Origin of the sequence: Kordia aestuariivivens (assembly GCF_014397005.1) — a bacterium.
GTDB lineage: Bacteria > Bacteroidota > Bacteroidia > Flavobacteriales > Flavobacteriaceae > Kordia > Kordia aestuariivivens.
On sequence record NZ_JACGWS010000006.1, the window covers coordinates 127,466 to 147,363 of the forward strand.

General features: G+C 34.6%; 19 protein-coding genes. 11 read left to right on the forward strand and 8 right to left on the reverse strand.

The annotated features are described in order from the left end of the window. The first annotated feature begins 153 nt into the window (after nt 1-153). From H2O64_RS11280 to H2O64_RS11310, 7 genes are all read left to right on the forward strand, one after another. Nucleotides 154-642, forward strand: a complete 489-nt coding sequence (locus tag H2O64_RS11280) for a hypothetical protein (RefSeq protein WP_187562308.1) — start codon at nt 154-156, stop codon at nt 640-642. Beyond that, nucleotides 639-923: a hypothetical protein gene (locus tag H2O64_RS11285; protein WP_187562309.1), complete on the forward strand. Its 285-nt coding sequence runs from the start codon at nt 639-641 to the stop codon at nt 921-923. The genes H2O64_RS11280 and H2O64_RS11285 overlap by 4 nt, the downstream gene beginning before the upstream one ends. 781 nt (nt 924-1,704) lie before the next feature. Beyond that, nucleotides 1,705-3,117: a hypothetical protein gene (locus H2O64_RS11290; RefSeq protein WP_187562310.1), complete on the forward strand. Its 1,413-nt coding sequence runs from the start codon at nt 1,705-1,707 to the stop codon at nt 3,115-3,117. A 23-nt stretch (nt 3,118-3,140) separates the two neighbouring features. Next, a complete protein-coding gene (locus tag H2O64_RS11295; protein WP_187562311.1) occupies nt 3,141-3,641 on the forward strand; it encodes a hypothetical protein in 501 nt (166 codons plus the stop codon). A 158-nt stretch (nt 3,642-3,799) separates the two neighbouring features. Continuing rightward, complete coding sequence (locus tag H2O64_RS11300; RefSeq protein ID WP_187562312.1) at nt 3,800-3,967, forward strand: hypothetical protein; 168 nt, start codon at nt 3,800-3,802, stop codon at nt 3,965-3,967. 50 nt (nt 3,968-4,017) lie between these two features. Further along, a complete protein-coding gene (locus tag H2O64_RS11305; RefSeq protein ID WP_187562313.1) occupies nt 4,018-4,719 on the forward strand; it encodes a helix-turn-helix domain-containing protein in 702 nt (233 codons plus the stop codon). 31 nt (nt 4,720-4,750) lie between these two features. Then, nucleotides 4,751-4,909, forward strand: a complete 159-nt coding sequence (locus H2O64_RS11310; RefSeq protein WP_187562314.1) for a hypothetical protein — start codon at nt 4,751-4,753, stop codon at nt 4,907-4,909. 174 nt (nt 4,910-5,083) lie between these two features. Here the strand turns inward: H2O64_RS11310 and H2O64_RS11315 are convergent, their stop codons facing one another. The 8 genes from H2O64_RS11315 to trhO form a co-directional block, all read right to left on the reverse strand. After that, the gene (locus tag H2O64_RS11315) at nt 5,084-7,315 is read right to left on the reverse strand and encodes a M43 family zinc metalloprotease (protein WP_187562315.1); all 2,232 of its coding nucleotides are present in this window, start codon (nt 7,313-7,315) and stop codon (nt 5,084-5,086) included. A 297-nt stretch (nt 7,316-7,612) separates the two neighbouring features. Next, nucleotides 7,613-8,269, reverse strand: coding sequence for a CoA transferase subunit B (locus H2O64_RS11320; protein WP_187562316.1), 657 nt, complete (start codon nt 8,267-8,269; stop codon nt 7,613-7,615). A 270-nt stretch (nt 8,270-8,539) separates the two neighbouring features. After that, the gene (locus H2O64_RS11325) at nt 8,540-8,893 is read right to left on the reverse strand and encodes a four helix bundle protein (protein WP_187562317.1); all 354 of its coding nucleotides are present in this window, start codon (nt 8,891-8,893) and stop codon (nt 8,540-8,542) included. 174 nt (nt 8,894-9,067) lie between these two features. Further along, a complete protein-coding gene (locus H2O64_RS11330; protein ID WP_187562318.1) occupies nt 9,068-9,769 on the reverse strand; it encodes a CoA transferase subunit A in 702 nt (233 codons plus the stop codon). 111 nt (nt 9,770-9,880) lie between these two features. Then, nucleotides 9,881-12,229 carry a penicillin-binding protein 1A gene (locus H2O64_RS11335; RefSeq protein WP_187562319.1) on the reverse strand — a complete coding sequence of 783 codons (2,349 nt, stop codon included), beginning with the start codon at nt 12,227-12,229 and terminating at the stop codon, nt 9,881-9,883. An 18-nt stretch (nt 12,230-12,247) separates the two neighbouring features. Next, the gene (locus H2O64_RS11340) at nt 12,248-12,736 is read right to left on the reverse strand and encodes a gliding motility lipoprotein GldH (RefSeq protein ID WP_187562320.1); all 489 of its coding nucleotides are present in this window, start codon (nt 12,734-12,736) and stop codon (nt 12,248-12,250) included. Next, nucleotides 12,720-14,015, reverse strand: coding sequence for a PSP1 domain-containing protein (locus tag H2O64_RS11345; RefSeq protein WP_187562321.1), 1,296 nt, complete (start codon nt 14,013-14,015; stop codon nt 12,720-12,722). The genes H2O64_RS11340 and H2O64_RS11345 overlap by 17 nt, the downstream gene beginning before the upstream one ends. A 100-nt stretch (nt 14,016-14,115) precedes the next feature. Beyond that, a complete protein-coding gene (gene trhO / locus H2O64_RS11350; protein ID WP_187562322.1) occupies nt 14,116-15,147 on the reverse strand; it encodes an oxygen-dependent tRNA uridine(34) hydroxylase TrhO in 1,032 nt (343 codons plus the stop codon). An 832-nt stretch (nt 15,148-15,979) separates the two neighbouring features. Here trhO and recA point away from each other — a divergent pair. The 4 genes from recA to H2O64_RS11370 all read left to right on the forward strand — a co-directional run bounded on the left by recA (nt 15,980) and on the right by H2O64_RS11370 (nt 19,827). Then, nucleotides 15,980-16,981 (forward strand): recombinase RecA, encoded by a 1,002-nt coding sequence (recA, locus tag H2O64_RS11355; RefSeq protein WP_187562323.1) that lies wholly within the window; start codon nt 15,980-15,982, stop codon nt 16,979-16,981. A 94-nt stretch (nt 16,982-17,075) separates the two neighbouring features. Then, the gene (locus H2O64_RS11360; protein WP_187562324.1) at nt 17,076-17,495 is read left to right on the forward strand and encodes a hypothetical protein; all 420 of its coding nucleotides are present in this window, start codon (nt 17,076-17,078) and stop codon (nt 17,493-17,495) included. Between the two features lie 27 nt (nt 17,496-17,522). Beyond that, nucleotides 17,523-18,065, forward strand: coding sequence for an RNA polymerase sigma factor (locus H2O64_RS11365; RefSeq protein ID WP_187562325.1), 543 nt, complete (start codon nt 17,523-17,525; stop codon nt 18,063-18,065). Continuing rightward, nucleotides 18,058-19,827, forward strand: coding sequence for a hypothetical protein (locus H2O64_RS11370; protein ID WP_187562326.1), 1,770 nt, complete (start codon nt 18,058-18,060; stop codon nt 19,825-19,827). Before H2O64_RS11365 ends, H2O64_RS11370 begins: the two co-directional genes overlap by 8 nt. Nucleotides 19,828-19,898 lie beyond the last annotated feature (71 nt).

A 19,898-nucleotide genomic window follows, 5' to 3' on the forward strand; every position in this document is an offset into this window, starting at 1 on the left:
CTGTATTTTCAAACTTACATTTACACTATCAAAAAAATCTGACTACTAAAATAACAGTTTTAATTTTAACAAGCGAAATCTTAAATTAAAAATTGCTACTGACTACAAAACTCAGATTTGTAAAACAAAGTATAATTCTTAATAAAAAACAGTATGGCATTAGAAAATTTAATCAGCATCGAATTCACCTCTGAAGAACTCACCGCACTAGACGGACATTTAGACGGCATACAACAAGTGCTCGCAGGAAAAACCGTAAACCTCACTCCCGACCAACGCCAACAATACGGAAGCATCGGCAACCAAAACAAACTCATTGTAGATAAGGCAAAAAACTACATGGAACAACATCCTAACTGGATTCCTAACTTTTTAGATAAAACAGAGTTTGACAAAGACTACACCGCACGGCAACAAATGGAGCAACGTACACAACGCTTACAAAACCTCACACAGCAATTGCTCGACACTAAAACACTCCTAGACCACGACAACTATACCAATTCACTCAGTTTTTACAGAATGATGCGCTACTTGGCGGGCGAAAACGAGCCAGGTTCTAAAACCGTATATGAAGATATGAAGGTACTCTTTAGTAAAAGTGCTAGGACAGCTAGCACCGACGAACAAACGAGCGCATGATACACAAGGAGCAACGCAAAAAGCTCAAAGAAGTTTTAGGATATCATTATACAAAAGATGTTCTAAAAATTTTAAAAGCTAAAAACATAACCACTAGGAGAGGCACAGTGTACGGAGCATCCATGATTCGGAATGTATTTACGGGGCTTAATGAAAATAAGGAGATTGAAGATGCTATTATGGAACTTTTTATTCAAACCCAAGAGGACACTAAAAAAACCTTTGAAAAAAGAAATCAAATACTAGGTTTAGCGGGTTCCGAAAACAATACTAGCGGTTAATTTTAGTTGATTTGGGGTTGTACAAACAATATTTCGGGTTGATTATAGCATGTTTTAGGTTGCACAAAGAATGTTTATGGTTATCTAAAGAATAGTTTGGGTTGATTATAGAAATTATCAGGTTCGGTAAGGGGTATCACCCCCTAAACAACCCCAAATATTGGTTAAACAACCAAATATAAGCTTTAATGAACCGAAACAAATGATTTACAAAAGGGCTGACAATGATAAATGAACCTAAATTAACGATGAATCAACCTCAACGAAATATTTGTGAACCGAATTTTAATGCTGAATTCAGAATTAGAAGTACAAAACGTCACTTCGAGTGATTTTGTAAAACAAAAAAACTCCCACCAAAGCGGGAGTCCATAAGTAAACAAATAAATAGTTGCCTACGATCTGCAAATCAAAGATACGTATTTTTTTAATACACCATTTGGTGTTTGAATTTGCTGTAAAGAAAATGAAGATTTTTTTCTTTATACAAAATTTAAAAATAAAGCATAGCCTTAGTTACGGTTTCTTTTTCAATTGAAGAAGAAAGGAAAAAAGGGCGTTTTATCACAGTAAATTCAAATGATAAATGGTGTTCGTATCGCGGCAACTGTTTTTTTTGTAAAGGAATGCTTCCTATGAAAGTGAAAATATAAAATACAAAACGCTAAATGTAAAAGTTAAGATTGAAATTTTACATTTAAAATTTAGCATTTAAACTTTCAAAAAACGCCGTGGAAGCCGAAAAACGTATGAGTAGGTGTATTAAAAAATAATAACAATAATGAAAATAGTAAGAAATTTAATTCGAGTTTTGTGTATCTTAACCATTGGATCGTCATTGACCAATTGTCAAAACGATACCATAACAGAAATGCAAGAAGAAGCAACTGTACAAAAAGAGTTTCCTTTTAAATCAACCTTATTAACAAGGCAAGATTTGGAAGCCAACTCAAAACTAAGTAATCAAATGAGAAGTTTAGCAACTATACAAAATAGCAGTATTGCGGAAAGCACGTATAATGAAACGTATAACTTTACCGTGCATACAAACATTGTAAAGTTTGTGGAAAGCACCGAAAATAACTCACATTCGTACACCTTTCCTATTGATCGCGATAATAGCACTGGAAGTACATTAGAAAATTTAGTGTTTTCATACAATGTTACTACGGATGATTACGAGGCAAGTTTGGTAACCTATCATTTTAGTGCTGCTCAACAACAAGAGTTTGTATTAACACAACATGTAGCTACACCTCATGAAATAACATACATGCCTATTGCTGTTAATTTATCGGATATAGTAGCAGAAGATATAGTAGGAATGCCATGTACTACTATCTATACAGTATATCATATAACACCTGGACCAGATTCAGGAACTTTTTTATATTCAACAAATGGAAACGTACAAAACACGTGTGAGCATGAATTTGATGATGATCCATGTGACACGTATACTGTTATAGAAATTAATTGTCCAGATGGTGGAAGTGGATCGGGAAGCGGAACTGATGATAACACGAGTACAGATCCATACAGCAGTCCAAATAATACACCAAGCGGCGGAAGTACAGCAAGTGACGACAACACCACACCACCAAATGATGATGACAATAATGATATAGTGACCTCGCCAATAAGTAAAGAGGAATACTTAGAAATTACTCAACAACTTGATGATGCATTCGGGGAAGATGGTTGGGAACTTGCTGAAGAACCATTAGTAGGAGAAGAGAGTTTTGATAGTGTTGAAGAACTTGAAGCCTATATGGATTCAATGCCTACTAATATCAGTGCATCACAAACATCAACCCAAGCTTTGCAAAACGGTGATGTAATAACAAGGTTTACGTTTCCAACAACTCAATATGTTAACTTAGCAGACCTTAATGTTGAAATAGTATCTAAAACTGAAAATTTTCAAACAGGACAAGAATTTGAAGTAGTTGGAGTAAATTCATATCTAAGTGGCTTAACGGTTGTGAAGGATTGGGAAGCAAATGAAAATTATAGTGTTTCTACAAGTAGTAGTAATGGAAATTACAAGGTAGTAATTATGACAGGTATTATTAAAACTGGTACTAGTGTTGGCGGTATTGAAATTCATGTTAAACAAACTGCTACAATACGAATGGAAATCAATAAATACAATGGGGATGAAGGCTACTCAAATATGACATTAGTTTTCTAATTATACACACTAAATTTAACAAAATGAAATATAGAATTTTAAACATTGTCGTAACGTTTACAGTACTTATGCTTGTTTACAATTGTGGTGCTCAAAATAAAGTTGATACAATTAACAAATTGCCACGTACAGGAAAAATTAAGTTGTTAAAATCAAAATTGAACCTAACGGATATTCAAATCAATAAAATTATTGACAATGATTCTATAATGGATCAAGTGGTTTTATCGCTTAAAGATTCTATTGTTTCTAAGTCAGTTAAAGTAAAGTTAGATTCTTTTTATGCTGGAAAATATGATACAAAAAAAACGTGGCTATTTTTAAAACTGCAATTACGATACAAAAATGCTTCTTTTGAATCTGCCAGTAAAAAAGAGAGTGTCCATTTTCCTAAATTTAAAACTGTCGAAGAGTTTGAAAAATATTATGATAAAATAGATTCTCTTCTCAGTAAGCCTGTAGAAATGGTAAGAGTTGATTCCATTAAAAACGATTCCACCAAGAAAAAGAAGCAAAAGCAATGATCTTTTTCTCCACTAAAAAGCAATACTAAACAGTTCACTTTTTTTCATGATTACCCTTAAAAAGCCATGCCGTAAAAAGCATAGCCTGCTATACACATGGCTTTTTTTAAACCAATTTTATTGCTGTTAATAGCCATTAACATTGATAACAATATGTAATGGATAGTAATAGAACATTTCTAACAGGAATCATTATTGTAGAGCTTATACTGATTATCATTTTCGTAATTGTATTTGTAAAGATGCTTTTGAAATTGAAAACGAAACCGAAATTGAAAAATGAAGTAGATGATGAAATTGAAAACGAGTTGAAAAATAATACGTAGTAGATTCCTGCCTTCGCAGGAATGACAATAGACAATAAATATATTTTACAATGAAATTTATATATAATAGCATTCTTATAGTATGTGTATGTGCTTCAAGTTTACTCCAAGTACATGCTACCGAACAGCATAGCACAAAGTCACTTGAAGTAGCTTTGGTAACAACAACTAATCAAAATACGGATACTATTCAAGCACGAGAAACACACGAAAATTTAGTGGCTGCATTGCAAGAAAAGCAACGAGCGTTTGAAACTCGATATTATGTGTTGGCAGGAATTACCTTGTTGTTGGTATTAGTTTTTGGTTTGTTGTGTTTTTTGAATAAACGAGGCGATAAACGACTTGAAAAAATTGTTTCACTACTAGAAAAAAACAGGGAAGAAAAACATCCTAAATCTGAAATTGATGAAGCAGTTGTTGCCACTATTTTAGAAAATCTGCAAGCATTTGAGAAAGAAAGAGGGTTTTTGGTGTCAAAGATAACACTGCATGAATTTGCGAAGCAACTGCAAACGAATACCAAATATTTATCGAGAGTGATTAATACGCATAAGTTAAAATCGTTTCGGAATTATATCAACGATTTGCGCGTTCAATACAGCATTCAGAAATTAGAGAATAATGCGAGTTACCGGAAATACACGGTAAAAGCCATGGCAAAAGAAGCTGGTTTCGCAACCGCCGAATCGTTCACAAAAGCATTTCAGAAGAAAACAGGCGAGACTGTTTCTGGTTTTTTAAGGCAGTAGAATCAAATCCTAAGCAAATAAAATTGATACAATGACAAACACCATAGATGATTTTAGTTGGCTATTCATACTAGCACAATTATTTATAATCCTAAAAATTATTTTTTGGATAGTAGTTGGATATTATACTATTAAACTCTACAAAGCTATTTTACGGTATGTAACACGTTTTGATAATGGAGTTGAATAAAGAAAAGCTACTATTATTCAAAGGTTTTATTGCAGGGTTTTTAACTGCAATTATATGCATCATCCTTTTTGTAATGGCAGGTTTGTATATAATCAATAAATGAACAACATAAAAAACTCCCAAGCTTTTACACTTGGGAGTTTTCATTTTATAAAATTATATAGGAGTTGCGGCTTATTGCTTTACAAACTTCCCAATGATTTTTTCTTCTTCATCGGTTACTTCTAGTAAGTAAACACCCGCTTTTAATTCACCTACATTCAGTCTTCCATCTTTCAATGTTCCTGTTTTCACAGTCTGACCTAATAGGTTCAAAATTCTGTATGATGAATTTACATTATAGCTAGCTAAGTTCACCGTAATATCTCCACGTGTTACCGTTGGTGACATTAAGAAATCTCCCGTATCTGATCCTGGAGGACCTGTACGTAATTGCTGGATTCTATTTCCAGATTCCGTTCTTGCACCTCCATTGATACCAGTAATTGTTACTTGGTCAATGTATACTTGATCTGAGTTTGTACTCGCATCACACTGCACTCTAAATTGTGAGTTTGCAGCGAAATTAACAGCCGAACTATCAAGCGTTACTGTTGCTGTGTAGAAGCTACCATTTGTAAAGCTACTTCCACTAGCGTATGTTGCTACCGTACTCCAAGATGATCCGTTGTAATATCTAACCCAGAAATCTTCACCATTTTCCATTGAATTTGGATAGAAGAAGAATGTAAATTCTACTTGATCAAATCCACGTAAGTCAAATGTTTCAGAAGTCATTGCCGAAGCAGTTCCTGAGTTATCTCTTAATCGAATAGAATAGTTTCCTTCAAATGAACGACCTCCGTTATAACGGAAACAATCGCTTCCACCATCAGCCCATCCGTCTAATCCAGTTTCGAAGAATCCTTCGTGTAATACCGTAGTTCCTCCTGTTTGACATGGTGCGCATGATGAACCTCCACAGTCAATTCCTGTTTCGTCTCCATTTTGAACTCCATCTGTACACGTTGGTGTTGGTGGCGGTGTGCTTCCTAAGCAGAAGTCAGTTGCTTCAGAACTTGTAAAGCTACCTCCAGATACGATTTGTCCACCTGGACCTGTTAATGTATATGATCCGCTTCCATACGTACAGCAAATACCGTCTCCATACGCATCATTGATTGTAAATGTATAACAGTCATCTGGTAAACAGAATTCTTCTGTAACTGTAGAACCATCAGGATTTGCCGTAGAATAGCTTGCAGAAGCTACCGTAGTTCCTCCATCTGTAACTAAAGACCAAGAAGTTTCTTCTGGATATTGATCAAATGTAATTGTTAAGGTTACTTCATTTTCTGAACAACCTGATTGACATGGTGCACATGATGAACCTCCACAATCGATACCAGTTTCATCTCCATTTTGAATTCCGTCATTACATGTTGGTGCTGGCGGTGGTGTAGAACTACACTTGTCTGATAATGCTAAACTTCTTCTTGAACCTCCAACGTCTAATATAGCTCTCATACGTGCTTTTTGCCCAGCAGTATACAAGTTCATACATCCATCATCAGAGTAATCCATATAGTTTTGTACCATATCTGTACTTGAACAAGAAACATGTGTTGTAGCACATCCGTAGTTTGGAGCATCAGAAGTTGGTGTATCAGATACGAAATCATCCGCATTACAGTTTCCATCACCCCAAATATGGCGTAAGTTTAAAAAGTGACCTACTTCATGTGTTGTAGTTCTTCCTAAATCAAAAGGAGCCGATAAGTAAAAACCTGTTCCTTTTTGACTACTTCCAAAGTATTGAGGTCCCATTACAACTCCATCCGTAGCTGCGCTTCCTCCAGGAAATTGTGCATATCCTAAGATTCCTCCTCCGATATTACAAACCCACATATTTAGGTATTGAGATGTATCCCAAGCATCTACTCCACCAGAAGAAGATCTTTTCATTGCATCGTTTGTTCCCCAAGCTGTCGTTGATGAAGATTTTCTTGTGATCCCTGTTGTTGGGTTTCCATTATCGTCAACAGATGCTAAACAGAATTGAATTTCTGTATCAATAGCTTGCGACCAACGGTTGTCAGCATCAGCATTTGTTCTTCTAAAATCTTCGTTTAATACATCTAATTGTGATTGAATTTGTGCATCACTAATATTTTCTTGAGCAGTTCTATATATCACATGTACTACCACAGGAATTGTAATTATATTTCCTGAAATACTTTCTTGTGGCCCCATTTCTTGAATTCGCTGCCTTGTAAATTCTTCAATTTGCTGCATGCGTGCTTCCAATTGCGGATCTTGCTGTTTTCTGTATTCTAAGTTATCCATGGTAGAGCAATCGCGCTGTTGCGCTGATAACATTCCCACAAATAAGAAACTCAGTAAGAGTAAAGTAATTTGTTTTTTCATAAAAAAGTTTATTTAGGTTGATTAGAATAAAGTCTTTGTGTACTAACAAAAACCTATCAAATATGTTAATTTTTTATCAATTACACGTCAAAAGGGTGTTTTTTTCGATGAAATACACGAAAGTTTTCGGACATTGTTACATTTATAACAAAAACTAAATTATTGATTTCCTGATTACTACCCCACAAATTCTACTTCTTTACTAGGTTGCTAAAAAATTTACAAAACCGCACAAAAAAAGCGTCATATCTGTGAAATATGACGCTTTTTTAAATGTTTTTATATTTCCCTGAATGCTTATATGAGTTGCATTTCTGGAATATCGCCTTCTATGAGTAAGTTTCCTTCTGTTGCCTTTTTGATTTCAGCTACAGAAACACCTGGTGCTCTTTCTAATAGTTTGAAACCTTCAGGCGTTACTTCTAATACTGCTAAGTTGGTTACGATCTTTTTTACACAGCCAACACCTGTTAGTGGTAAAGAACATTTTTTTAATAGTTTAGATTCTCCTCGCTTGTTGGTATGCATCATGGCAACAATGATGTTTTCTGCGGAAGCAACTAAATCCATAGCGCCGCCCATTCCTTTGACCATTTTTCCTGGAATTTTCCAATTGGCAATATCTCCTTCTTCGGAAACTTCCATGGCACCCAAAATAGTTAAATCGACATGTTTTCCTCTAATCATTGCAAAACTAGTTGCAGAATCAAAAAAACTAGCACCCGGTAAGGTGGTTATGGTTTGTTTTCCAGCGTTGATAATGTCTGCATCTTCTTCGCCTTCAAAGGGAAATGGTCCCATACCTAATACACCGTTTTCACTCTGAAATTCTACTTCTATATCATCTCTTACAAAGTTAGCAACTAGCGTTGGTATTCCGATTCCTAAATTTACGTAGTAACCATCTTGTACTTCTTTTGCGATTCTTTTCGCGATTCCATTTTTATCCAACATAGTTTTTTTTATTTCTGTTTGATGATATTTCTCTGTGTAATAACCATCTTTCTAATTGACTTATTTTTGAACCTTTAAATACTTTTTCTATTTGACAATGAGGCAATTTGAAAATTTGATAATAGTTCTCTATATGATAACCTTCTTTCTAATTCACTCACTTTTGAACCCTTGAACACCTTTTCTATTTCACAATGAGGCGATTTGAAAATGGTTCTTACATACAACATTTACAAATTGAGTCATCTTCAAATTATCAAATTAAATAAATCATCTCCTTTTTGATGTAGCAATAATTTTACTTATAATTTTTATAATCGATTTTAAATCTGGAATGAGTTCTTTCGTTGGATTCGGATAAAATTCTGATTCTTGACATAACAATAACCAATATTCTACTTCGTCCGCTTCTTTGGCTGAAATTTTAAATTTATGAATAAAATCAGCTTTACTTTCTGCATTTTGTGCTTCCCTAATATTAGCTCCAATTGAAGTACCACTTCTGAAAATTTGAGAAGACATTTCGTATTTATGTAATTTTCTTAATTCCTCTGAAAATTTAATAATCTTGATAGAGAAATCGAAAGTTAATTTTACAATTATATTTTCTTTGTCACTCCGCATTTACTTTTTTATTTGATCCTTATTTTAGAATTAATATTCTCATTTATAATTAATCCACTTTTGAACCTTTAAAACTTTTTTTTATTTGATAATGAGTTGATTTCATAATTCACTAAATTTTCTACAACAGCTAATTTTCAAATCGAACCATTATCGAATTTTCAAATTAAATTATTATTCCCGTGAGCGCACCGTGCGTTGTTCAATACGTTTTTCATATTTCTCGCCTTGGAAAATTCGTTGTACAAAAATCCCCGGAATGTGTACTTGATTTGGATCTAATTCGCCTGCGGGCACTAATTCTTCAACCTCAGCCACTGTGATTTTAGCGGCACCACACATACATGGATTAAAGTTTCGGGCAGTTCCTTTGAAGATTAAGTTTCCTGCTTCATCACCTTTCCAAGCTTTTACAAATGCAAAATCTGCTTCGTAGGCTTTTTCTAAGATGTACATTTTTCCGTTAAATTCTCTTGATTCTTTTCCTTCCGCAACTTCGGTTCCGTATCCTGCGGGTGTATAAAATGCTGGAAATCCTGCTTGTGCAGCTCTGCATTTTTCAGCCAATGTTCCTTGCGGTGTAAGTTCCACATCGAGTTCACCTGAAAGCATTTGTCGTTCAAATTCATCATTTTCTCCTACATAAGAAGAAATCATTTTTTTGATTTGACGTTCTTGCAATAACAAACCTAGTCCAAAATCGTCTACGCCAGCATTATTAGAAATACAAGTAAGATTCTTTACACCAAGTTTTACCAATTCGGCAATGGCATTTTCAGGAATTCCGCACAAACCAAAACCACCAAGCATTAATGTCATATTATCTGTGACACCTGCAACTGCTTGTTGTACTGTATTTATCTTTTTGTTAATCATCAATCAATATTTTGATTGAAAATTACGAAATTTTCAAAAGATGTTTCCTGTTTTTCAGAATAATTTAAACTTCATTACGAAGTTCTAGTGTATAATGTGAGTTAAAGTTAATTAAAAGTCAATACCATCCAACTTGTCATCCTCATCAGGATCTTTAGGGTCGTTAGGATCTTTAGTAGTTGTTTTAGAACAATCTACATTTATGGTCATGTCCTTTGGTTTTGGAAATTTACCATCAGAAACTGACAATGATGGATCCGCATAACATTTTTTCATGAACAATCCCCAAATTGGTAATGCCATCGCAGCTCCTTGTCCGTAAGTTGTCGATGCAAAACGCACTTGACGATCTTCTCCGCCAACCCAAGCACCAGAAATTAAGTTTGGTACCATTCCAATAAACCAACCATCACTATTGTTTTGTGTAGTTCCTGTTTTTCCTGCTATCGGGTTTTTGAATTCATACGGATATCCTGTAATGATTTCTTTGTATACAGCCACTTTTTCTAATCCTTTGTGACGCAATCTTCTTCCTGAACCACTTTGTGTGACACCTTCCATTAAGTTGACTACTGTATAGGCAGTTTCTTCACTGAGTACGTCTCTCGTTTCTGGAACAAATTCATATAAAACAGTTCCGTTTTTGTCTTCTATACGCGTTACAATTACTGGTTTTACATACACACCTTTATTGACAAAGGTTCCGTAAGCACCGAGCATTTCATACAGTGTAATATCTGGTGTTCCTAGTCCAATTGATGGTGACTCTGGTATTTCAGATTCTACACCCAATCGTTGTGCTAACGCTCTAACATTAGCAGGTCCAACTTTATCCATCAAACGAGCTGTAACGGTGTTTACAGAATTTGCCAATGCGCCTCTCAATGTTCGCATACCTTCATATTTTCCGTCAGAGTTTTTAGGACACCAAGGTTCTAGCAATCCATATTTTCCTTCTTCTATACAAAAAGGTCCATTTGGCATGGAATCACACGGCGATAAGTGCAATTGATCTATCGCGGTAGCATATACAAATGGCTTGAATGTTGAGCCTATTTGACGTTTTCCTTGCTTTACCATGTCGTATTTAAAGTTTCGGTAATTGATCCCGCCAACCCAAGCTTTTACTTGTCCTGATTGTGGTTCTAATGACATGAAACTCGCACGTAAGTAGAATTTTGAGTATAAGATAGAATCACGTGGTGTCATGATCGTATCGATGCGGTTGTTTTTTTCCGTCCACGAGAATAAAGTCATCGGCGTTTTTCTATCAAATGAAGCGACGATGTCTTTTTCAGATTTTCCTTCTTCATTCATAACGCGCCAACGCTCTGATTGTCGCATGGCTCTGTCTAATGCATTTACGATAGATTTTTCTTCTACATCTTTAGCAAATGGTGCATTTTTGTTTCTCTTTTTTGTATTTTGATGAAAAAACTCAGCTTGTAATTTTTTCATGTGTTCTTCTACTGCTTCTTCTGCATACGATTGCATGCGCGAATCAATTGTAGTGTATATTTTTAATCCATCAAGATAGATATTGTATTTGTCACCATTTTCTTTTGGATTGTCTTTTACCCATGTTTTTAAGAAGCCTTTTAGGTGTTCTCTAAAATAGGTTCCTAAACCTTCATTGTGTGATTCTGGATTGTAATCTATTTTGAAAGGTAGTTTTTGCAGTGAATCTTTTGCTTCTTTTGTAATGTAGTCATATTTGTGCATTTGAGCCAATACTACATTTCTTCGGTTTAAAACACCTTCAGGATTTCTTCGAGGATTGTATAGTGATGAGTTTTTAAACATTCCGACCAACATTGCAGATTCTTCTATTTGCAAGTCTTTTGGTTCTTTTCCAAAGTAGATACGCGCCGCAGAACGAATTCCGTCCGCATTGTTTCCGTAATCATAAATATTGAAATACATCGTAATGATTTCTTCTTTGGTATATTGACGCTCTAAACGCGTTGCAATGACCCATTCTTTTATTTTTTGGGTACCTGCTTGAAATATATTCCTTGATCGGACACCTACAAATAATTGTCGAGCCAACTGTTGCGAAATGGTACTTGCACCACCTTTGCTTCCCAAGAAAGCAAATGCTCTAATTGTTCCGCGCACATCAATTCCTGAATGGTCGTGAAAACGTGCATCTTCAGTAGCAACTAATGCATTTACTAAATCTTTTGGTAATTCTTTGTAATCAACAGGTGTTCTATTGTCTTTTAAATAGTATTTACCGAGTATTTTTCCATCGGATGATAGTACTTGACTCGCCAAATTTGTTTGCGGATTTTCTAAGATTTCAAAGGAAGGCATTTCTCCTAATGCTCCCCATGATGCTAGTAAGAATAATAAGAAGATACTTGCTATTCCACCCGCGAATATGATCCAAAACCACTTTACGATTTTTTTAAAAGTGGTCGTGTTGTCTTGTTCTTTTTTGACTTGCTTTTTTGCCATTTCAATACGTTGTTTGCACTATTTTTTTTCGATTCTAAAGCCAACCTCTGAAATTCCCTTTAAGCTTTGGACTCCGTTAGGTTCATTAATTTTTCGCATGGCTTGTTGGATGGTTACTTCGTATGTTCCTTCATACGGAAAACGTTTGTTCTCTTTGTACCAAAGTTTACTTTCTTTAGTTGTCATACCTGTACCAAGCCATTCTCCATTTGGCGCTGCCATTTCATACTCTAAGGTATCTGAAACCACATTTCCATTTGGAAAGTTCATGTTGACAATGAGAAATAGGTTACGAAATTCGTATTCGTTTGTATTTCTCACATTCACAAACAAATCATAGCTGTTTGTGCTGTCTGGCTGTTGAAATTTGAACGTTAAAGAGGTATCTTTATCCCAAGTTTTCCCAACGGTTGCGTATTCGTCAAAAATACGATTACCGTCACAAGAAATGAATAGTATTACACTAAGAATACAGCTGAAAAATGCGATTTTATTTTGGGTTTGCATTTTTATTAGGTCTTTTACGTCTATTGTTATTCTTGTTTGTTGTATTCGTATTTCTAGTATTGCTATTACTTTTGGCAGCATCGTTGCTTTTAGCAGGCGTACTACTTTTGGTTCTAGCATTAGGATTGTTAGCTGGACGCTTTTTTTTGTTTTGCGTACCTCTCTTTTTTCGGTTTCGAGTGGGTTTTTTATCAAACCGTGTAAGACTATCTTGCCCTACAACGTTTTCAAAGTCTGTTTTAGTATCTTCTTCTACAAGTTCTATAGCATATTCTTCTAAACTAACGACTTTTTCTTTTTTCGCGTTTAGCGCGATGATTTCATTTGCCTGATCAGTCGTAAGTTTGTGCCAATTCATCCATTCGCCTTCATACGCATACCAAATATGCCCTTTGAAGATGTCTGTTTTTTGGCAAACTGCCGTTCCTTTTTGAGTATAAAGTTTTACATCACTTTTTGGAAATTGCTGTAATGCTTCCAAATATGCATCTAATTCAAAGTTTAGACAGCATTTTAATTTTCCACATTGTCCTGCTAGTTTTTGAGGATTTAACGAAAGTTGCTGATATCTGGCTGCAGCCGTATTTACAGATCTAAAATCGGTTAACCAAGTTGAGCAACATAATTCTCTTCCACAAGAACCTATTCCGCCTAAACGTGCAGCTTCTTGACGGAAACCTATTTGGCGCATTTCTATACGAATGCTAAAGGCTTTCGCCATATCTTTGATTAACTGACGGAAATCTACACGATCTTCTGCAGTGTAATAAAACGTAGCTTTTGACGCATCGCCTTGAAATTCTACATCCGAGATTTTCATTTGTAAATCCAATGCAATTGCCAATTCGCGGGCACGCTTTTTTATTTCTTCTTCTCTATCTCTAGCACGTGACCAAACATCGATATCTTTTTGTGAAGCTTTTCGGTATACTTTTTTGACATCTTCACTCGTAATACTGACTTTTTTCTTCTTCATTTGCACTCTTACGAGTTCGCCAGTAAGCGTTACAATTCCAACATCATGTCCTGGAGAAGCTTCTGTAGCTACAATATCTCCAATGCTTAATGATAGTTTTTCTGTATTTCTATAAAAATGTTTTCTGCTGTTTTTAAAACGCACCTCAATACAATCAAAAGGTTCTTGATTACTAGGTAACGACATGTTAGACAACCAGTTAAATACAGTTAGCTTGTTACAACTATCCGTACCGCAAGTACCATTGCTCTTACAGCCTCTGGGTTGACCATCTTTACCAGTTGAACAACTGTTACAACTCATAATTTATATATATAGAATCTGCAATTCGGGTATGCAGATGTGGGGTTCGTATTCTTTTCTAAAGATGTAAAGATAGGATTATTTCCGTAGCATCGAAAATCTACTTTTTATACTTTAATACTTCCGATCTTCCTTTTTTGAAAATTTTGTTACTTACTTCTTTCCCTTTGCGTAATTCTTTTTGAATATCGAGGGGTAAATTGTGTACTTCTTTACATTCATCAGAACAACAATTGTCCATTTTTTCGCCACACGATTCGCATTGAATAAAGAGTAAATGACAGGCTTCATTGGCACAGTTTACATGCTCATCACACGAGTTTCCACATTGATGACAATTGGCAATAACATCTTCTGAAATACGTTCGCCTCTTCGGTGATCGAATACAAAGTTTTTACCAATGAATTTGTTTTCTAGGTTTTGCGCTTCTACTTGACGTGCGTAGTTGATAATTCCACCTTCTAGCTGATATACTTTTTGAAAACCTTTATGTTTAAAGTACGCACTTGCTTTTTCACAACGAATTCCACCTGTACAATACATCACTAGGTTTTTATCTTCTTTGTGTTCTGATAAATCATCTTCAATAATTGGTAATGATTCTCTAAATGTATCTACATCTGGTGTCATGGCTCCTTGAAAATGACCAATTTCACTTTCGTAATGATTCCGCATATCAACCAAGATGGTGTTTTCATCGTCTAACAATTTATTAAATTGATCTGCGCCCACATGTACACCTTTTTGCGTAACATCAAAACTATCATCTTCCAGTCCGTCTGCAACAATTTTGTCTCTAACTTTCACTTTTAGCTTAAGGAAAGACATATTATCTTGTTCTATTGCCACATTGAGTCGCACATTTTCTAGAAATGAAATGGTGTCTAAGTGTTCTTTAAACGCATTAAAATTTTCGGCTGGAACTGAAAGTTGGGCATTGATACCTTCGTATGACACATAAATTCTTCCCAAGACGTCTATACTGTCCCAGTTGATAAATAAGTGATTTCGTAAAATTTCAGGATTTCCGATGTTGGCGTACTTGTAGAAAGATATTGTCATACGTTCCTTACCAGCTTTTTCGATAAGTTCCGCTCTTTCTTTAGCACTTAATTTATTGTACAGTTGCATGCTATATCAATTTTTAAGTTAAACTCAAATTATATACTAGAAAATCTATTACATCTTTAAACTACTGTAAATACTAACGCTTTGCTGTATTTTTTAATTTAACCATAGCTATTGCTATGCTGAAATTAATAAAAGACCAGTATTTATGGTATTTTAAATCTTCATTACGAAGTTCTAACACATAATTTGAGTTGAAGTGTATGATTTTTGGCAAAAATACATTTTTTACAGCAACTATCGAATTTTGGCACAAAAAACAACGCTTATACAAAAAAGTTAACGCTTATACATTTTGTAGCGCAATATTGAAAAGTATCTTGTACATTTAGCTTTACACTATATGTAAAAAGAAAAATATATTAGCTTGATTAATGGTCTATTGAGAAGAAAAATATAGTGGAGAAAAATCAAAATGAAGACTGAAAATGTACTTTTGAGGACGTAAAAAATAGTTTTTACTGCAACTACGGGAAAAATAAAAGTGCCTCTATTTGTATAGAAGCACTTTTACTAGCTAATTCATTGTTAATATTAAAATTTTTCTATTGAAAAATAGAATTAACAATGAAGCTAGCCACCGTCAAGCTTGCAGTTCCCGTAAACTGGGACCGAAGCTTTATTCCTTTTTTGGAATATAATTTTGTTTAAAGTTCTCATATTTTTATGCCTTTTTAATAGACTATTTTACAGAATAGATACACAGTTTTTAAAAAGGTTGCGTTGAATATGTAATTATTTTATTCAAAATTGATCAAAATCAGCAAAGGCGAATTGTTTTCAGTGAAAAGAAATAGTAATTTAGCAGTGTTTTAATTAATAGATAATTGATATAATGAGTTCAGAAAAAGAAGCAAAATTAAAAGCATTAAAACTTACATTAGATAAGTTAGATAAAACTTATGGAAAAGGTGCTGTCATGAAATTAGGTGATAGTGTTGTACAAGAAGTGGAGTTCATTTCTTCTGGTTCACTTGGTTTAGACATCGCTTTAGGAGTTGGTGGATATCCACGTGGAAGAGTTGTTGAAATTTTTGGCCCTGAATCTTCTGGTAAAACAACCTTAACATTACACGCAATGGCGGAAGCGCAAAAGAAAGGTGGAATTGCTGCCTTTATTGATGCCGAACACGCTTTTGATCGTTTTTATGCTGAAAATTTAGGAGTTGATATTGATAATTTAATTATTTCTCAACCAGATAATGGAGAACAAGCATTAGAAATTGCAGATAATTTGATTCGTTCAGGTGCTATTGATATTGTGGTAATTGACTCGGTTGCGGCGTTAACGCCAAAAAGTGAGATTGAAGGAGAAATGGGAGATTCCAAAATGGGATTACATGCGCGTTTGATGTCGCAAGCACTTCGTAAATTAACGGCTTCTATTAGTAAAACCAATTGTACGGTGATTTTCATTAACCAATTGCGTGAAAAAATTGGAGTAATGTTCGGAAATCCTGAAACAACTACGGGTGGAAACGCATTAAAATTTTATGCTTCTGTACGTTTAGATATTAGACGTTCTACACAAATAAAAACGACTGACGGCGAAGTAAAAGGAAATAAAACACGTGTGAAGGTTGTTAAAAACAAAGTTGCGCCTCCATTTAAAATGGTCGAATTTGATATTATGTACGGACAAGGAATTTCTAAAGTTGGAGAAATTTTAGATATTGGTGTCAATTATGAAATTATAAAAAAGAGTGGATCTTGGTTTAGCTACGGCGACTCCAAACTTGGGCAAGGACGAGACGCAGTAAAAATATTACTGCAAGATAATCCAGAATTGCTTGAAGAACTCGAAATAAAAATAAAAGAAGCAATTGCAAATAGTTAACATAAAAAAATCCCTTCGCGGGATTTTTTTTATTTTTAGACGCAACCATTTAGACATTTTACCATCTACTTGGCAAAGTAGTTTATTTTTGATTATGAAAAAGATATTATTTTTAGCTTTATTGGTGAGTTTTACACTATTTAATTCATGTTCAGTTGACGATAATACGGCTGACTTTCAAGTAGAGTTTCTTCCAATAGAAACTGTAGAAATACCTGCAGAATTTAATTTTGGAGAAACACACGAAATTACCGTGACGTATAAACGTCCAACAACATGTCATTCATTTAGTAGCTTTCAATATGTCCCAGAAGAAAACAACGTACGAAATGTGGCTGTTATTAATTTTGTGACTTTAGGAAACGACTGTGAAACGCTTGAAGATGATTTACAATCAGAATCATTCAGTTTTAGCGTGCTAGATACAGAACCCTATACATTTAAGTTCTGGCAAGGCAAAGATGCTAGTGGACAAGATATGTACTTAATATATGAAGTGCCTGTAAACAACTAATTTAAGCTACTAAAACCAATAAACCGAGTGAGTTTAGAACAACTCATACATAAATGTAAGAATAACGACCGTGATGCTCAAGCAGATTTATATAGTATATATGCTAAAAAACTATATGCTACTAGCTTAAAGTACTCCCGGAACAAACTAGAAGCGGAAGATAATTTGCAAGATAGTTTTATGGTTATTTTTGAAAAAATAGGGCAGTACAACTTTAAAGGTTCCTTTGAAGGTTGGCTTAGAAGAATTACCGTAAACACCGTGCTTCAAAAATATAGAAGTAAAGGTGCTTTTGAAGTTATAAATGATCGGGTATTGGAAGAAGAAAGACCAGTAACCGTTTATGAAGAAGATGTTTCATTAGATTTTCTATTGGGCATCGTTCAAGAATTACCCGATCGGTATCGATTGGTATTTAATTTATATGTACTTGATGATTATTCGCATCAAGAAATTGCGGATATGTTAGGTATTTCGCAAGGTACTTCAAAATCAAACTTGGCAAGAGCTAGAATGATTTTGAAGGGCAAGGTAGAATCGTTTAAAAAAAAAATCGCCATCAATGAGTGATCAAAAAAATATAGATAATCTGTTTCGGGAAACCTTCAAAGATTTTGAAGCATCGCCCGATCCTGAGTTATGGGATCAAATTTCCGATAAGTTAGACGCAAAAGAATCGAAGAAAAAAAGAGAAGGTATTGTATTTCTTCCATGGCTGTATAAAGGCGCTGGAATTGCGGCTGCATTGTTACTTTTATTCTTTGTGGGAAATGAGTTTCTGAATACGAATGACAACAAAATTGGTTCGGATGAACAAACTACGTCAACAGTTAAGAAAGATTCAAACAGTAACGAAACAAATTCAAATACGCAATTAACCGACACAGATACTGAGAAGGATTCATCAAATGATGCAAATTCTTCTTCTAATGAAATTGTGAACGACCAAGAACGTATTGCGAATGAAAATGGTGTTGACAACAACAACATTCAACAGAAAAAAGGATCTGACACTACTGTAGAAAAAGGAAACGCATTACAAAATGCAGTGGCACAAGAAAACGGAACCAATACTAACACAAATACTGCGTCGCAAAAAGCATCAAACAGTGCTACAAATGTTGTTACCAACAACAAGCTGATTGATAAAGAAAATGCAGTTGTTCAGAATTCAAACAACAAAACAGATACTTCTAAAAACGGTATTGAAAACGGTGTGAATTCGGCAACAACAAACACAAATGCAGTTGCGCAAAATTCAAATAACAAAACAGATACTTCTAAAAATGGTATTGAAAACAGTGTGAATTTGGCAACAACAAACACAAATGCAGTTGCGCAGAATTCAAACAGCAAAACAGATACTTCTAAAAATGGTATTGAAAACGGTGTGAATTCGGCAGCAACAAATACAAATGCAGTTGCGCAAAATGATTCTAACAAATCAGGAAATACAGACACAACAACCAATTCTGAAACTACAACTACAGAAACAGCCGTTGCAGAAGTAAAGAAAGACGATATAATTAAAAAATCATTATTAGACGTAATTAACGATCTACACGATTTAGAAAAAGATACGGAAGTTGCAGAAGCGAAACGTAAAAAATGGACGATTTCGCCAAATGCATCACCAATATATTACAACAGTATTAGCAATGGTTCGCCTATTGATGAAACCTTTGCAGATAACGGCAAAACTGGGAATGTAAACCTAAGTTATGGTGTGAATGTTGGTTATGATGTTTCCAAAAGATTAACGGTTCGTTCAGGAATTCACAAAGTAGATTATAGTTACAGCACACAAGATATTGCGTTAGTTCCATCTATTAACGGAAATGATTTAACAACGATTGCTTTTAGAACTGATGCTGCTTCATTTGACATTAAAGACAGGCAAGCGCCATCAAATATTGTGTATTCACAGTATCAATTACCAACGAGTGAATCTTCTATTGAAGAAAAGCAGATTGAAGGAAACTTAAATCAACGCATGAGTTATATTGAAGTTCCAGTGGAATTGAAATATGCTGTACTCGATAAGAAATTAGGAATAAATGTTATTGGTGGTGTTAGTACATTACTCTTAACAGAAAATAGTATCATATTAGATTCTCCAGAATTATACACAGAATTAGGAGAAGCTACCAATATAAATAATGTAAGTTTTAGCACAAATATTGGTGTCGGAATCGATTATAAGGTTTCGGAACAAATAGAGCTCAATGTAGAGCCAATGCTAAAATATCAGTTAAATACATTTTCAGGAAATACTGGCAACTTTAAACCTTACTCAGTAGGTGTTTACACAGGAGTCAGTTTTAGGTTTTAGTTTTTTAGTTGGTTAGGTATGCCATATACCTTAAAAGCAGTGATGTTTGCCATAAAACCGTTTTCTTATCT

Bases quoted from the DNA above. Each gene is read 5' to 3' on its own strand.
- H2O64_RS11280 (WP_187562308.1), top strand. From the start codon at position 154: ATGGCATTAGAAAATTTAATCAGCATCGAATTCACCTCTGAAGAACTC.
- H2O64_RS11360 (WP_187562324.1), top strand. From the start codon at position 17,076: ATGAAAAAGATATTATTTTTAGCTTTATTGGTGAGTTTTACACTATTT.
- trhO (WP_187562322.1), bottom strand. From the start codon at position 15,147: ATGCAACTGTACAATAAATTAAGTGCTAAAGAAAGAGCGGAACTTATC.
- H2O64_RS11285 (WP_187562309.1), top strand. From the start codon at position 639: ATGATACACAAGGAGCAACGCAAAAAGCTCAAAGAAGTTTTAGGATAT.
- H2O64_RS11340 (WP_187562320.1), bottom strand. From the start codon at position 12,736: ATGCAAACCCAAAATAAAATCGCATTTTTCAGCTGTATTCTTAGTGTA.
- H2O64_RS11290 (WP_187562310.1), top strand. From the start codon at position 1,705: ATGAAAATAGTAAGAAATTTAATTCGAGTTTTGTGTATCTTAACCATT.
- H2O64_RS11330 (WP_187562318.1), bottom strand. From the start codon at position 9,769: ATGATTAACAAAAAGATAAATACAGTACAACAAGCAGTTGCAGGTGTC.
- H2O64_RS11345 (WP_187562321.1), bottom strand. From the start codon at position 14,015: ATGAGTTGTAACAGTTGTTCAACTGGTAAAGATGGTCAACCCAGAGGC.
- H2O64_RS11315 (WP_187562315.1), bottom strand. From the start codon at position 7,315: ATGAAAAAACAAATTACTTTACTCTTACTGAGTTTCTTATTTGTGGGA.
- recA (WP_187562323.1), top strand. From the start codon at position 15,980: ATGAGTTCAGAAAAAGAAGCAAAATTAAAAGCATTAAAACTTACATTA.
- H2O64_RS11305 (WP_187562313.1), top strand. From the start codon at position 4,018: ATGAAATTTATATATAATAGCATTCTTATAGTATGTGTATGTGCTTCA.
- H2O64_RS11370 (WP_187562326.1), top strand. From the start codon at position 18,058: ATGAGTGATCAAAAAAATATAGATAATCTGTTTCGGGAAACCTTCAAA.
- H2O64_RS11325 (WP_187562317.1), bottom strand. From the start codon at position 8,893: ATGCGGAGTGACAAAGAAAATATAATTGTAAAATTAACTTTCGATTTC.
- H2O64_RS11335 (WP_187562319.1), bottom strand. From the start codon at position 12,229: ATGGCAAAAAAGCAAGTCAAAAAAGAACAAGACAACACGACCACTTTT.
- H2O64_RS11300 (WP_187562312.1), top strand. From the start codon at position 3,800: ATGGATAGTAATAGAACATTTCTAACAGGAATCATTATTGTAGAGCTT.
- H2O64_RS11310 (WP_187562314.1), top strand. From the start codon at position 4,751: ATGACAAACACCATAGATGATTTTAGTTGGCTATTCATACTAGCACAA.
- H2O64_RS11320 (WP_187562316.1), bottom strand. From the start codon at position 8,269: ATGTTGGATAAAAATGGAATCGCGAAAAGAATCGCAAAAGAAGTACAA.
- H2O64_RS11295 (WP_187562311.1), top strand. From the start codon at position 3,141: ATGAAATATAGAATTTTAAACATTGTCGTAACGTTTACAGTACTTATG.